Origin of the sequence: Microbacterium sp. KKR3/1 (assembly GCF_021272365.1) — a bacterium.
Taxonomy (GTDB): Bacteria; Actinomycetota; Actinomycetes; order Actinomycetales; family Microbacteriaceae; genus Microbacterium; species Microbacterium aurugineum.
This window is the reverse complement of record NZ_JAJSDW010000001.1, coordinates 2051890-2065700: the sequence shown is the minus strand read 5'-3', so window position 1 is coordinate 2065700 and position 13811 is coordinate 2051890. Positions and strand designations below refer to the sequence as shown.

13 protein-coding genes are annotated in these 13811 nt (G+C 68.7%); 11 read left to right on the top strand and 2 right to left on the bottom strand.

Translation table 11 applies throughout. The features are described 5' to 3' along the window. The first annotated feature begins 60 nt into the window (after nt 1-60). From LVJ59_RS09870 to LVJ59_RS09850, 5 genes are all read left to right on the top strand, one after another. Entirely contained in the window at nt 61-1479 is a 1419-nt protein-coding gene (locus LVJ59_RS09870) for an MFS transporter (protein WP_232762869.1), read from the top strand. A 223-nt stretch (nt 1480-1702) separates the two neighbouring features. Beyond that, nucleotides 1703-2554 carry a DUF2520 domain-containing protein gene (locus LVJ59_RS09865; RefSeq protein ID WP_232762868.1) on the top strand — a complete coding sequence of 284 codons (852 nt, stop codon included), beginning with the start codon at nt 1703-1705 and terminating at the stop codon, nt 2552-2554. Next, nucleotides 2551-3438: a pantoate--beta-alanine ligase gene (gene panC, locus LVJ59_RS09860; protein ID WP_232762867.1), complete on the top strand. Its 888-nt coding sequence runs from the start codon at nt 2551-2553 to the stop codon at nt 3436-3438. Before LVJ59_RS09865 ends, panC begins: the two co-directional genes overlap by 4 nt. Next, nucleotides 3435-4304: a 3-methyl-2-oxobutanoate hydroxymethyltransferase gene (gene panB, locus LVJ59_RS09855; protein ID WP_232762866.1), complete on the top strand. Its 870-nt coding sequence runs from the start codon at nt 3435-3437 to the stop codon at nt 4302-4304. Before panC ends, panB begins: the two co-directional genes overlap by 4 nt. A 97-nt stretch (nt 4305-4401) precedes the next feature. Beyond that, nucleotides 4402-5793, top strand: a complete 1392-nt coding sequence (locus LVJ59_RS09850; RefSeq protein WP_232762865.1) for an HNH endonuclease signature motif containing protein — start codon at nt 4402-4404, stop codon at nt 5791-5793. A 72-nt stretch (nt 5794-5865) separates the two neighbouring features. Here LVJ59_RS09850 and LVJ59_RS09845 read toward each other — a convergent pair whose 3' ends face one another. Continuing rightward, nucleotides 5866-7368, bottom strand: coding sequence for a DUF4127 family protein (locus tag LVJ59_RS09845; RefSeq protein ID WP_232762864.1), 1503 nt, complete (start codon nt 7366-7368; stop codon nt 5866-5868). Between the two features lie 72 nt (nt 7369-7440). Then, on the bottom strand, nt 7441-8157 hold the full coding sequence (locus LVJ59_RS09840) for a GntR family transcriptional regulator (protein WP_232762863.1): 717 nt from the start codon (nt 8155-8157) through the stop codon (nt 7441-7443). Nucleotides 8158-8286: 129 nt separating this feature from the next. Here LVJ59_RS09840 and LVJ59_RS09835 point away from each other — a divergent pair, with 129 nt between their 5' ends. From LVJ59_RS09835 to LVJ59_RS09810, 6 genes are read left to right on the top strand one after another with little or no spacing between them, the layout of a single operon-like run. Continuing rightward, the gene (locus LVJ59_RS09835) at nt 8287-9576 is read left to right on the top strand and encodes an ABC transporter substrate-binding protein (protein WP_232762862.1); all 1290 of its coding nucleotides are present in this window, start codon (nt 8287-8289) and stop codon (nt 9574-9576) included. Nucleotides 9577-9586: 10 nt separating this feature from the next. Beyond that, nucleotides 9587-10555: a carbohydrate ABC transporter permease gene (locus LVJ59_RS09830; protein ID WP_232762861.1), complete on the top strand. Its 969-nt coding sequence runs from the start codon at nt 9587-9589 to the stop codon at nt 10553-10555. Next, nucleotides 10542-11408: a carbohydrate ABC transporter permease gene (locus LVJ59_RS09825; RefSeq protein ID WP_232762860.1), complete on the top strand. Its 867-nt coding sequence runs from the start codon at nt 10542-10544 to the stop codon at nt 11406-11408. The genes LVJ59_RS09830 and LVJ59_RS09825 overlap by 14 nt, the downstream gene beginning before the upstream one ends. Beyond that, entirely contained in the window at nt 11405-12088 is a 684-nt protein-coding gene (locus tag LVJ59_RS09820; RefSeq protein ID WP_232762859.1) for a putative N-acetylmannosamine-6-phosphate 2-epimerase, read from the top strand. The genes LVJ59_RS09825 and LVJ59_RS09820 overlap by 4 nt, the downstream gene beginning before the upstream one ends. After that, nucleotides 12085-13056, top strand: a complete 972-nt coding sequence (locus tag LVJ59_RS09815; protein WP_232762858.1) for an ROK family protein — start codon at nt 12085-12087, stop codon at nt 13054-13056. Before LVJ59_RS09820 ends, LVJ59_RS09815 begins: the two co-directional genes overlap by 4 nt. 43 nt (nt 13057-13099) lie before the next feature. Continuing rightward, entirely contained in the window at nt 13100-13780 is a 681-nt protein-coding gene (locus LVJ59_RS09810) for a PadR family transcriptional regulator (protein ID WP_232762857.1), read from the top strand. Nucleotides 13781-13811 lie beyond the last annotated feature (31 nt).

Here is a 13811-nt window from a genome sequence, read left to right as displayed (position 1 = left end):
AGTGAGTGAGCAATCACTCAGCACCTCCTCCACCCACAAGAATCCAGAACGGAGCACGTCATGACCACCCTCACTTCCCTCCCCGCGGTCGCCGCACCGCGCGGCACGCGTCGCTGGCTCGCCCTCAGCGTCCTCGCCCTCGCCCAATTCCTCGTGGTGCTCGACGCTTCGATCGTGAACATCGCCCTCCCCGTCATCGGGCGGCAGCTGGGCATGGATACCGCCACCCTCTCGTGGGTGATCACCGCCTACGTGCTCGCGTTCGGTGGCCTGCTCCTCCTCGGTGGACGCCTTGCCGACCGATACGGGCACCGCCGGGTGTTCCTCCTCGGAGCGGCCGGGTTCGTGGCAGCATCCGCGCTCGCCGGTTTCTCCTTCTCGAGCGAGATGCTCCTCTCCGCCCGCGCCCTGCAGGGGGTGTCGGCCGCGCTCCTCGCCCCGGCGGCCCTCGCGCTGCTGACCCAGCTGTTCCCGGACGACGCCGAACGCACCAAGGCGCTGGGCGTGTGGGGAGCGGTCGCCGGCGCCGGATCCGCCGCAGGGGTGCTGCTCGGTGGCGTGCTCGCGGCGACCCTCGGCTGGCAGTCGGTGTTCTTCGTGAACGTGCCGATCGGTGCGCTCGTGCTCATCGCGATCCCGCTGCTCATCACCCGCGACGGCCTCCGTGTCTCCGGTCGACTGGACGTTGCCGGCGCCGTGACCGTCACTGCCGCACTGGTGTCGCTCGTCGGTGCCCTGAGCGCGGTCGAGCAGGTCGGGTTCGTGCATCCGTTGCCGCTGGGTCTGCTCGCCCTCGCGCTGGTGCTCGGCGGGGTCTTCGTGGCGATCGAGCGCCTCGCCGCCGCTCCTCTCGTCCCGCTCCGCGTGTTCCGGAACCGCAACCTCGCGCTCGGCAACATCGTCATGCTGCTGGGCGGGGCCACCATGGTCGCCCTCTTCTTCGCCCTCTCGGTCTACATGCAGGCCGTGCTCGGCTATGACGCCCTGACCGCAGGCCTCACGCAGCTGCCCCTCGCCGGTGTGCTCGTGCTCGTCGCCGGCGTGGTCCCTGCCGTGATCGCCCGCGTCGGCACACGGCCGGTGCTGATCGGGGCGCTGCTCCTCCTCGCGGCAGGGCTCGTGTGGCTCTCCGCATCTCCGGCGGATGCCGCGTTCCTCACGCACCTGCTCGGTCCGACTCTCCTGATCGGCGTCGGACTCGGCGGCGCGGTCGTCGCGACCACCCAGCTCGCCGTCGACGGCGTCGAGGGCGGAGAGGCCGGACTCGCGGGTGGACTCGTCAACACCAGCCAGCAGTTCGGTGGCGCGATCGGGCTCGCGGTGCTCGGCGCGGTGGCCGGGCTCCGCACCGCGGCACTCTCGGCGGAAGAGTCCTCCCACGCCGAGGCCCTCACGGGCGGGTTCTCCTGGCTCTTCCTCGGCGCGGCAGGACTGGCGGTCGTCGGCGCGGCGATCGTCGCGGTCTGGCGACGCGACTGAGGGTGTCGGAGCGAGCCCGTGGACGACGGCGCAGGGCACGTTCTCCACGGGCTCGTTCGCGTGGGCGGGATCGAAATGACCGTCTGAGATCGCTGAGGTTCACGGTAATGACAAGTGTTCGTTGCGGTTTGTTTGTCATTCTGGCCTCAGATTTGGAACGGATGCCGAGATGGGCGGATACTTCTGGCATCCCGGCCGTCGTGAATCGGCTGGGGGAATCGACATGCAGACCTCCACCGCACTCGCGCCAGGAACGACCATCGCCATCGTCGGCGCCGGTCGTGTCGGACGTGTGCTCGCCGGGGCTCTGCGCGCGGCCGGGTTCGACGTCCTCGGACCCCTCCGGCGCGACCAATCGATGCCGAAAGCGGAGATCGCGCTGCTCTGCGTGCCGGACCGAGCCATCCCGGCGGTCGCGTTCGTCGCACGACCGCATGTGCGGTTCGTCGGACACGTCTCGGGTGCCACCTCGCTCGACGACGTCGACTTCCGTTTCCACCCCCTGCAGACCTTCACGGGGACCGAGCCGCCCGACGTGTTCCACGGCATCGGCGCCGCAGTCGCCGGCCGCACCGACGAAGCCCGCTCTGTCGCCGAGCAGCTGGCCCGCGTGCTCGGGGCTCGTCCGTTCACGGTCGACGACGAGCACCGCGTGAGCTATCACGCGGCCGCATCGTTCGCCTCGAACTTCGTGCTGACGGTGCTCGATGCGGCCGAGCAACTCGCCGTCGCCGCCGGTATCCCCGAGGGTGAGGCCCGCGAACTCCTCACCCCGCTCGTCGGTCGCACCATCGAGAACTGGGCACGCGTCGGAGCGCAGGACGCTCTCACCGGACCGATCGCCCGAGGAGATGAAGCCACGGTCGCGCGTCAGAGGTCAGCTGCGGAGGAACACGACCTTCAGGCACTGTTCGACGCCCTCGCCGTGGCCACCCGAACGATCGCCTCGCGGGAGGCGGGGTCGCCAGGGGTGCCGTCGCGGGAGGCGGTGTCGCGGGAGGGGGTGCCCCGGGAGGGGGCGGGTGAGATGGCGTCGCGAGATGTTGCCGGCGAAGAGAAGGAGTCTTCTGTATGAGGATCCTCCGCACGATCACCGAGGTTCGGGCGGCCGTTCGCGACGCTCGGCGCACGGACTCGTCAGTTGGGCTCGTCCCCACGATGGGGGCGTTCCATGACGGGCACCTCTCGCTCATGCGTGCGGCCCGAACGGCTTCTGATCTCGTCGTCGTCTCGCTCTTCGTCAACCCGACGCAATTCGGCGCGAACGAAGACCTCAGCACCTACCCGCGCGACGAGGCGCGAGACGCCGCGCTCGCCGAAGCCGAGGGCGTGGATATCCTCTTCGCCCCCGCGGCATCCGAGATCTACCCCGACGGGTTCGCGACGAACATCCACGTCGCCGGCCTCACCGATGTTCTCGACGGTGCGAGTCGCGGCGCACATCACTTCGACGGCGTCGCCACGGTCGTCACGAAGCTGTTCGGGATCGTCCGCCCTGATGCCGCCTACTTCGGACAGAAGGATGCGCAGCAGGTGCTGGTCGTCCGCCGCGTCGTAAGCGACCTCGACCTGGACGTGCGGATCGTCGCCTGCCCGATCGTGCGCGAGGCCGACGGGCTCGCGATGAGCTCGCGCAACGTCTACCTCGATGCGGACGCCCGTACTCAGGCGACTGCGCTCAACCGTGCCCTCGACGAAGCGACCGCGGTGTTCGACGGCGGTGCCCGTGACGCCGGCAGCATCCTGTCGACCGCTCGTCGCGTGCTGGACGAGGCCGACATCGATCCGGAGTACCTCGAGCTCCGCGATGCCGAGACTCTGCGCCCTCTCGCGCGCGTCGACCGTGACGCTCTTCTCGCCGTGGCTGCGCACATCGGGGCCGCTCGGCTCATCGACAACCACATCCTCTCCGGGGGCGACGTTGCCGCCGGCCCCACCGCGACGGAGGTCCGCGCATGAGTGCCCAAGCTGCTTCCCACCCCCGTGTCACCCTCGCTACCCTCGCCGCGAAGAAGGACGCGGGCGAAGCGCTCGTCATGGTCACCGCGTATGACCACCCCAGCGCGCAGATCGTGGAAGCTGCCGGGGTCGACATCGTTCTCGTGGGCGACTCGGCCGCGATGACCGTGCTCGGCTACGACAGCACGGTGCCGGTCACGGTCGACGAGATGCTCATGCTCACCAAGGCTGTTCGCCGCGGATTGACCTCCCCGCTGCTCATCGGCGACCTGCCCTTCGGGTCGTATGAAGCCTCTGACGAACTCGCCCTCGCGACGGCACAGCGCTTCATCAAGGAGGCCGGCTGCGACCTCGTGAAGATCGAGCGCGGCGGCACGACCGTCGACCGCGCTCGGGCCCTGGTGCGAGCCGGCATTCCCGTGGTCGGGCACGTCGGACTCACCCCGCAGACCGCGACGGCTCTCGGCGGCTACCGCGCGCAGGGCCGCACCGCCGAAGCCGCGCTCGCCGTGATCGATGATGCCCTCGCCCTGCAGGATGCCGGGTGCGCGATGCTCGTGATCGAGGCAGTGCCCTCCGAAGTGACCGCAGTCCTCATGCCGCGCCTCGACATCCCGGTGATCGGTATCGGCGCCGGAGCGGATGCCGATGGGCAGGTGCTCGTCTTCCACGACCTCCTCGGGCTCTATGACGGCGGGGCAGCAAAGTTCGTCAAGCGCTACGCCGATCTGCGCAGTGCGGCCATCGACGGCGTCGAGGCATACGCGCGGGAGGTGCGCAGCGGTGTGTATCCCTCGGCGGAGCACGGCTACACGATGGCGCGCGGTGAGGCGGCGCGCCTGGAGGAGATGCTCGCGACGCGATGAAGGGGTGCTGCTCGCGGGGTGCGCGGTCATGCTGGAATTCCGGAATTCATATCGTACAAAACTTCGAATGTCAGGGGTCGCCGGGATAGAATGAGGCATGTCCACACTCACCGGCTTACACGAGGCGATCGCTCGCCTTGATGCGGCCTGGTCGGGTGCCGGAGACTCGGGTGATCTGTCGCGCGCGCAGCTCATTGCGGTGAACCACGCGATCGGTCTGGTGCAGCGGCAGCTGGATGCCGTGCACGTCGGGGTGGCAGCGGGAATCTCGCGGGAGTCGCGCCCCGAGCTCGGGGCCGAGAGCCTGGCGAAACAGCAGGGGTTCCGAACGCCGGCGAAGCTGATCGCCGCGGCGACGGGGGTTTCGACAGGAGAGGCGCTGCGCCTGGTGAAGGTCGGCGAGGCGACGGCGCCGCGTGCTGATCTTCTCGGTGCGCGGCTCCCGGCGAAGTATCCGCTGGTGCAGGAAGCTCTCGCCTCCGGCGGGCTCAGTGCGCAGGCGGCGGCTGTGATCGTCGCGCTGCTGGATCGGTGCAGGGTCGCGGCGGGTGTTGCCCGCACCTCCGAAGCGGAGCGGGTGCTGGTCGAGAAGGCTGCGGGTTTGGCGCTCGACGACGTGCGGAGGCTCGTCCTGCGAGCCGAACCCTGGCTCGATCCCGATGGAGTGGAGTCGAGAGAAGAAGAGCGTCGTGGCAAGCGTGCGCTGTCGATCTTCGAACGCGACGGCATGGTGCATCTGAATGCGGTGCTAGATGCCGAGACGGCTGCTCCGGTGGTGACGGCGATCCGTGGATACGTGACGGCGGCGTTCGCGGCGCGACGCGATGCGACGGATGCTGGCGCAGGGGATGCCGACCGGCGGACCGTGCCGATGATCCAGGCGGATGCGCTGGCGGTGTTCTGCGGACACGTGCTCGACTGCGATAGGCGGATGCCGGTCGCCGGTGCGACTATCGTCGTGCGGATGACGCTGGACGACCTGGGGGCCGGCGCCGGGGCGGCGACGATCGACGGAATCGATCAGCCCGTGAGTGTGGGTGCGGCTCGGCGGATGGCGGCTGGGGGAGGCGTGATCCCGTGCGTGCTCGGAGCCGCGAGCGAAGTGCTCGACTGGGGCAGAGAGAAGCGGTTGTTCACCCGGGCGCAACGGTTGGCGCTGGTCGAACGAGATGGCGGATGCGCGATGTGCGGGTTGCCGCCGGAGATGACGAAGGCGCATCACATCCGTTGGTGGCGCCGCGATCACGGGCCCACCGACCTGTCCAACGGGGTGCTGCTGTGTGAGACGTGCCACCATCGCATCCACGACAACGGGTGGGAGATCCGCATCGACGGAGGCGTCTCGGTCGGACGGGTGTGGTTCATCCCGCCCGGCTACGTCGACCCGGAACGGACCCCCAGGCTCGGCGGGCGAGCGCGCTTCGACGTCGCTGCTGAAGAGCAGACTCGCGCGACCGTGATCGCCGGGGGCGTCACCGCCGCGGCGTGACCCCACTCAGCCCAGCCCGAGCCCGATCTCAGCCCAGTACGAGCCCGATCTCAGCCCAGCCCGAGCCCGATCTCAGCCCAGTACGAGCCCGATCTCGAACGATCGACGCCACGGCAGGGTGAGCTCCTGGATGCGCACGTCTTCGGCGGGGAGCATCGATGCGAGCAACGCCGCCAGCTCGTCGCGGATGGTGCGTTCCGCAGTCGCGACGAGCGCGTCGTCGTCCATCGGGTAGATGTCGGGAAAGAGCGAGGGTCCCGTGTCGGTGCGCACGACTGCCTGGTAGGCGAAGTCGTCCAGCAACCGGGTCAGCAGGGCGATGCGGGCAGCGCGCTCATCGAACGTGCCGGTGGCCCGGCCGACGACCGCCGCCGCCGCGACCGCGACCACGCTGCCGAGCGTGTTGCCGGCCGTGTTCCAGCCACCGAACGCCTCGAGGCGGCCCAGAAGATCCGCGTCCGCGAGGGCGCGCACGAGCGCCTCGTCCGCTCCGTTCGGATAGCGCACGTCCGCGAGCGCGACGTGCTCTCCCGCGTCGAGTCGCTCGCGGATCAGTGCGACCGTGCCGGAGACGGCATCCGTATCCACAGTCTCCGGACGCCCGCGGAACATGTCATGCCGCGCGGGGTCGGGCGCATGCAGGACGAGAGTCACATCTCCGTGCTCGGCGACCTCGGCGGCCCCGGCAGCACGGATCTGCCGGCTCGCGGATGCGGCGAGGGACATGTTCTCGTAGGGCGGGATGCGCGTCATCCCCTCCGCGTCTGCGCAGGCGACCGTGAAAGATGCGGTCGCGCCAGCGTTCGCGGCCAGAGCCCTGGCGACCAATGCGGCGCCGACCTCGTCAGCACCGGGATACATCAGCACCTCGCGGCCCGACGGCAGCATCCGCATCCAGTGCCGCAACCACACCTGCTCCGCGCTACCCGCGGCGAACGGCGCGGTGTCGTCGGCGGTGATCGCGAGGAAGTCGAGCGTCGCATCTTCGACGAGTCCGAGCGTCGACAGGTTCGCGATGTGATTGCGCAGACGTCGCATCGAGTAATCGGAGACGATCTCGCCCGGCACGGACGTCAGCTCCGACAGGGGCAGCACGTCGGCGTCATCGAGCAGTCGGTGCGCGTCACCGCCGAGCGCGTGGATCTCCCTGCCGTGCGTCGTCCAGTACGGCGGCTCCTCGGCGGCCGAATAGGAATTGCTCGCCCGGGTCACGAGGGAGACGGCCGAGATCGGGAGGTCGGGGCGACGGCGACGCACTTCGCGAAGCACGTCGAGACGCGCCAGCACCTCGCGGGTCGTGTCGGCGCTCGTCCGGCTCGCGATGAGTCCGCCGTAGAGCAGCATGTCGATCGACACCACCACGTGCACGGTCTCCGGATCGGCTGCGCGATCGAGCAGCCACGCTCCCAGCGCGTCCGCATCGCCGGCCTCGCGATAGGACGGCAGGATCTCGGCCGGCGGCACGTCGAGGATGACGCCGGCGACCGCGGCGACGTCGCCGGGGAGCCGCACGTTCACCGGTCGGTCGTCGAGCGGAAGGAGGGCGATGCGGGGGCGCGGGAGCGTCTCGGGCATGGGGACTGCCTTTCATCGGGCCGGAGGCCGGGGAGTACGGGAGTACGGGAGTGCGGAGGAGCGTCGGGAATATCAGGGGCGCGAGATCGAGACGAGGTACGAGTAGCGGTCCCCGCGGTACACCGACTCGGCGTACTCGATCGGACGGCTGCGCGCGTCGTACGTCGTGCGCTTGACGAGGAAGGCGGGGGAGTACGGCGGGGTCTGCAGCGCGGCCGCCTGCTCTTCGTCGAGGACGACGGCGTGGATCTCCTGGTCGGCGCGGACGGCGGAGATGCCGAAGCGGGAGCGCAGATCCTCATACAGCGAGTCTCCGAGGATGCCGTCCTCAAGGCCGGGCACGGTCTCGGCGGCGATCGAGCAGACCTCGAGGCAGATGGGGATGTCGTCGGCCGTGCGCACCCGGCGGATGCGGACGACGAGCGACTGCGGGCTGAGGTTCAGGGCGTAACCCGCGGTCTGCCCTGCGGATGCCGTGGCGACGTCGACCGACAGTGACCCCGGACGCATGTTGCGCGTGTGCATGTCCTCCGAGAACGAGGTCAGCTCGAAGGTCTTGCTGATGCGGGAGGCGCTCACGAACGTGCCAGCCCCCTGCAGGCGATACACGACCCCGTCACGCTCCAGCTCGTCGAGAGCGCGCCGCACGGTCTGACGGTTGACCTCCAGCGACTCGGCGAGATCCCGCTCCGTCGGCAGCTTCTCGTGCGGGGCCAACCCTTGCTGGATGACCTCCTCGAGGTGCCGCCGCACCCGCTCGTGCTTCGTCACGCCTTCGATCGACGACATGCACTCCTCCTCATTTGGACTAACCCAATCTTGACGATCACCCCCGGATGTGTCAATGTCTGTTCTCAGCGGTTCCGAATTGGTCTATTCCAATCCTTTTGCAAGGTCAACGATGAGCGGAGAATCCCCATGCACATGAAGCAGCACATGCGACGGCGCGCCCTGGTCGCCGGCGCTCTGGCCACAACCACGGCCGTCGCCCTGAGCGGATGCGGTACCGGAGGCGGCGACGCCGACGGCCCCACCGAGATCACGTTCTCGTACCTCTGGGGCGGCGAGGAGGCCAAAGCGCTCGAGCAGATCATCGCCGACTTCAACGACAGTCAGGACGAGATCGTCGTCAAGGGGGTCTCCAGCCCGGACACGCAGAAGCAGCTCACCTCGATGTCGTCGTCGAACGGGTCGTTCGACATCTCCGACAACTTCGGCAACACGGTCGGTGCTTGGGCGTCGAAGGGAATCCTGGCGCCCCTCGACGATGCGATCAAGGCCGAGAACATCGACGTCGACGACTTCGTACCCAGCGCGATGGAGCAGATGACCTACGACGGCAAGATCTACTCGCTGCCGATCGCCATCCACAGCTTCCAGCTGCTCTACAACACGCAGCTCCTGGCCGAGGCGGGCGTCACCCCGCCGACCACCATGGACGAGCTTGCCGCCGCGATCGAAAAGCTCACCGTGGTCGACGACTCCGGCAAGATCACCCAGCTCGGTCTGGGATCTGCCAACGACAGCACAACCCTGACCACCCTCGGTTACGCGTTCGGCGGCAGCTGGGACGGGGAGGACGGGCCCACACCTGCCGACCCCGGCAACCTCGAAGCCCTCCAGTGGTATCAGGACAACGTGATCGAACCCGTCGGCGCGGAGGCCATGGCGACCTTCGTCTCGGGCCAGGGCGAGTATCTCTCGGCACAGGACCCGTTCTTCAGCGGCAAGGTCGCGATGATCATCGACGGCGAGTGGCGTTCGGCCAGTGCGGCGAAGGTGGCCCCGGACTTCGAGTGGGGCGTCACCGCGATTCCCGCCGCATCCGCCGATCTGGAGAACAGCACGCAGGTCACTGCCAGCACGCTGTTCATCCCCGCGAACTCGAAGCACAAGGAGGAGGCAGCCACGTTCCTCGCCTACCTCGTGAGCCCGGAGCCGATGGAGAAGTTCGCCGTCGCCCTCGGCAACCTCGCCGGACGCACGTCGCTCGCCGGCAGTGCTGCCTTCGACAGCCTGCAGGACTTCGATGTATGGGCCGACGCGGCATCCTCCCCGAACGCGAAGTCGCTTTCGAGCCTTCCGTACAGCGCTGAGTACGCTACCGACCTCGCGACCGCCTTCGACGAGGTCGTACGTCTCACGGCCAGCCCCGAAGAGGCGATTGCGACGGTCGAAGAGCGCATGGCCAACTACTCCACCAAGTGATCGAGGCCACGTGACCTCTGCAACAGCACTGCGGGTCCGGCAGGACGACACTCCTGCCGGACCCGGCGGTCGCGCCCGACGTCGGCGCAGCCGCCGGTCGACGTTGATCGGTCTCGCCTTCGCGGCGCCGTTCATCGTCGGCTTCCTCTTCCTCTTCGCCTACCCGATCGCGGCATCGGCGTACTACAGCTTCACCGACTTCAACCTGTTCCAGTCTCCGGAATGGGTGGGGCTCGCCAACTACGTCCAGATGTTCAACGACGGCGTGTTCTGGAAGTCGCTCGCGAACACAGCCGTCCTGACGGTCTTCGGAGTGCCGCTGGCTATCGGCATCGCGCTCGCCGGAGCGCACCTGCTGAACACCCCGGTGCGCGGGCAGCCGCTGTACCGCGCGCTCGTGTACCTGCCCTCGATCGTCCCCGTGGTCGTCGGCGGCTACCTCTGGCGCTGGCTGCTCAACGCGCAGTACGGCTTCATCAACTACTTCCTGTCGTGGTTCGGCATCGACGGCCCGGCATGGTTGCAGCAGCCCGAATGGACCAAGCCGGCCATCATCCTGATGTCGCTGTGGACCGTCGGCGGCACCATGATCATCTATCTCGCGGCGCTCCAGGAGGTTCCGAAGGAACTCTACGAAGCCGCCGAACTCGACGGTGCCGGAATGTGGCGCCGCTTCACCAGCGTCACCTGGCCGACCGTCTCGCCGGTCACCCTGTTCCAGGTGATCGTGAGCATCATCGGTTTCCTGCAGATCTTCACGCAGCCGTACATCCTGTCGCAGGAGCGGCTCAACCAAGCGGGTTCAGGGCCCGGGCAGTCGATGCTCTCGTATGCGATGTACCTGTATCAGAACGCCTTCGTCTTCCTGAAGATGGGGTACGCCTCAGCCATGGCCTGGACGCTGTTCATCATCACGCTGGTCGTGAGCCTGATCGTGCTCGCGACCTCGAGGAAGTGGGTGCACGATGGCACACGCTGACGCCACCGTCATCCGCAAGCGCCCGCGTCGGACGCGCCGCACGATGCGGAGGATCCGACAGCAGGTGTCGGTGGCGCTGCTCGCGCTGCTGTTCCTGTTTCCGCTGCTGGTCATGCTGTCGACCGCGTTCAAGACCCCGGGCGATGTGTTCTCGTCGCCGCCGTCGCTGCTGCCCGCCGACTGGACCATGGACAACTTCGCGGAGGCGTTCGAACAGATCCCGGTGTGGCGCTACCTCGGCAACACGCTGTTCGTCTCGGGGATGAGCATCCTGGGCACGGTGATCTCGTGTCCGCTCGTGGCCTACGCGCTCGCGAAGGTGCGGTGGCCCGGAGCCCGTCCGCTGCTCGTCCTGGTGCTCGCCACCATGATGCTCCCGCCGCAGGTCACGCTCATCCCGCTGTTCCTCGTGTGGAACGGACTCGAGGCGACGAACACGTACCTGCCGCTGATCGTCCCCGCGTTCCTCGGCACCCCGTTCTTCATTTTCATGATCCGTCAGTTCCTGCTCGCCGTGCCGGATGAGCTGATCGAAGCCGCGCGTCTGGACGGTGCCTCCGAGTTCCGCACATACGCGACGATCGTGCTGCCGCTCGCCCGCCCCGCGATCGTGACCGCCGCGATCTTCCAGTTCGTCTGGGCGTGGACGGACTTCCTCAATCCCCTCATCTATCTGAACGACCAGTCGACCTATACGCTTTCGATCGGTCTGTACGCCTTCTTCGGTGAGAACGATGTCGCCTGGGGGCCGCTGATGGCCGCGTGCGTCATGTTCACGCTGCCGGCCGTGGTGATCTTCCTCATCGGCCAGAAGTTCTTCATCGGCGGTGCCAGCGCAGGAGCTCTCAAATGACATATGCCCCCCTCGAACTCATCGCCGGGCGTCTCATCGCGTCCGTGCAGGCGCCGGCCGGGAGCCCGGTGCGCGACACCGAGGTGATCGCCGCGCTCGCTGGCGCGGCATTGCTCGGCGGCGCGAGCGGTCTGCGTCTGAACAGCCCGGACGACATCCGGCGGATGCGCTCGTCGACGTCGGCGCCGATCATCGGACTGCACAAGGTGTGGAACGGCGTGCGCAACATCATCACGCCCGACGTCGCTCTGGCCGCGGGCCTCGCCGAGGCCGGTGCCGACATCATCGCCGTGGATGCCACCATCGAGCAGCTGGGCGAGAGCTTCGCCCTGCTGGGCGAGATCGGCGAGGCCACGGCCCGACCCGTGATGGCCGACGTCTCCACTTTCGACGAGGGCATGCGCGCGTGGGAGGCAGGGGCGGCGGTGGTCGGTACGACGCTGTCGGGGTACACGCCGCACTCCGCGCATCAGGAGGGTCCCGATCTTCAGCTGGTCGCGGAGCTGGCGGCGGCGGGTGTCCCGACCATCGCCGAAGGGCGGTATCAGTCTCCCGATCAGGTGCGCGCGGCCTTCGACGCCGGTGCGCTCGCCGTGGTGGTCGGCGGTGCGATCACGGATCCGATCGCGATCACCCGACGCTTCGTCGCGGTGACCCCGGCGGTGCGGAGTCCCGCATGATCATCGGCGTCGACATCGGCGGCACGAAGATCGCGGTCGCCGGTTTCGCGGGCGATGAGCGCGATCGGTTGACGAGGATCACCGAGGTGCGTACGCTTCCCACCCCGTCGCGGGCGGGTGGGCCGGCGGTGGTCTCGGCGGTGGTGCAGGCTGTGCGCGAGGTGCGGGGGCTGTCGCCGGTCGTGTCGGTCGAGGCGGTCGAGGCGGTCGGAGTCGGCACGGCCGGTGTCGTCGGCCCCGACGGCTCGATCACGTCGGCGACGGACGCGATCAGCGGATGGGTCGGATTCGCGCTGCGCGAGGCGCTGGCCGACGCCCTCGAAGCGCCGGTCGCGGTGGTCAACGACGTGCACGCGGCCGGGATCGCCGAGGCTGAACAGGGGGCAGGACGAGGCGCCGGCGGGATCCTCATGGTCGCCGTCGGAACGGGCGTCGGCGGGGCGGTCGTGCTGCCCGACGGTCTGCGTCGCGGCGTCACCGGCACAGCGGGATCCGTCGGGCACATGGAGCTGTCGCTTCCCCCGCAGCTCGCCGAGCGTGGTTGTCCCTGCGGAGGAGTCGGGCACGTCGAAGCAGTGGCCTCGGGGCCGGGTCTGGAGCAGACGTACCTCGAAGAGAGCGGCGGTTTCCTCCCGCTGCGTGAGGTGCATGCGGCGGCGACCCGTGGGGATGCGCTCGCCGAACGGATCATCCTCGACGGCGCGCGCTACCTCGGACGGGCACTGGCCAGCGCCAACGCCGCGCTCGATGTGGGGACGATCGTGGTCGGCGGAGGCGTGGCCGAGATCGGCGAGAGCTACGTGGCAGAGGTTCGACTGTCCTATCGCGAGGCGGCGATGCCCGGGCCGTCACGGGCGCACGTGGTGCCGGCGGAGTTGGGGATCGACGCCGCGCTCACGGGAGCCGCACTCCTGGGGGCTGCACTGGTCGAGCGCAGCAGGGAAACTCCCACCCAACCTCCAGCCTGAACGATATATCGTTGAGTATCGTTCACCACAGCAGGAGGTCATTATGAACAACGCATTCCCCTCCAACCCGTTCGGCGGCAACGGCGGCTCCGGGAACAACGGCGGCTCCGGCGGACCGGGCGGAATCTTCGGCGGCTCCGGGTTCGGATCCGCCTCCGGGTTCGGATCTGGTTCCGGGTTCGGCGCAGGCCCCGGCGGGCCCGCCGCCGCGATCGTCGAAGCAATGGACCAGCTCCGCAAGTCGTTCGAGTCCCGCCCGTCCGGCGGCTCGCGCATGGCCCGCGGCGACGTCCGCGCCGCCGTGCTCTCACTCCTCGCCGAGAAGCCCATGCACGGCTACCAGATCATCAACGAGATCGCCGAGCGCAGCGGCGGCACCTGGAAGCCGAGCGCCGGCTCCGTGTACCCCACTCTGCAGCTGCTCGCCGACGAAGGACTCATCGAGGCCGAGGAGCAGAACGGCCGCAAGACCTACTCGCTCACCGAGGCCGGTCGCGCCGTCGCCGACGAGAGCTCCGAGACCCCGGCCCCGTGGGAGTCGTCGTCCGGCAAGGACGGACACCGCGACAGCGCCCGGTTCAACGCACTCCCGAAGGCGGGCGTCGACCTCGCCGCCGCTGCCGCCCAGGTCGGACGAAGCGGCTCGCCCGAGCAGGTGCAGCAGACGATCGAGGTCCTCGACGAAGCCCGCCGTAGGCTGTACTCGATCCTCGCGCAGGACTGACCGCGCAGTGCGGCGGCATCGAGTGAGGACC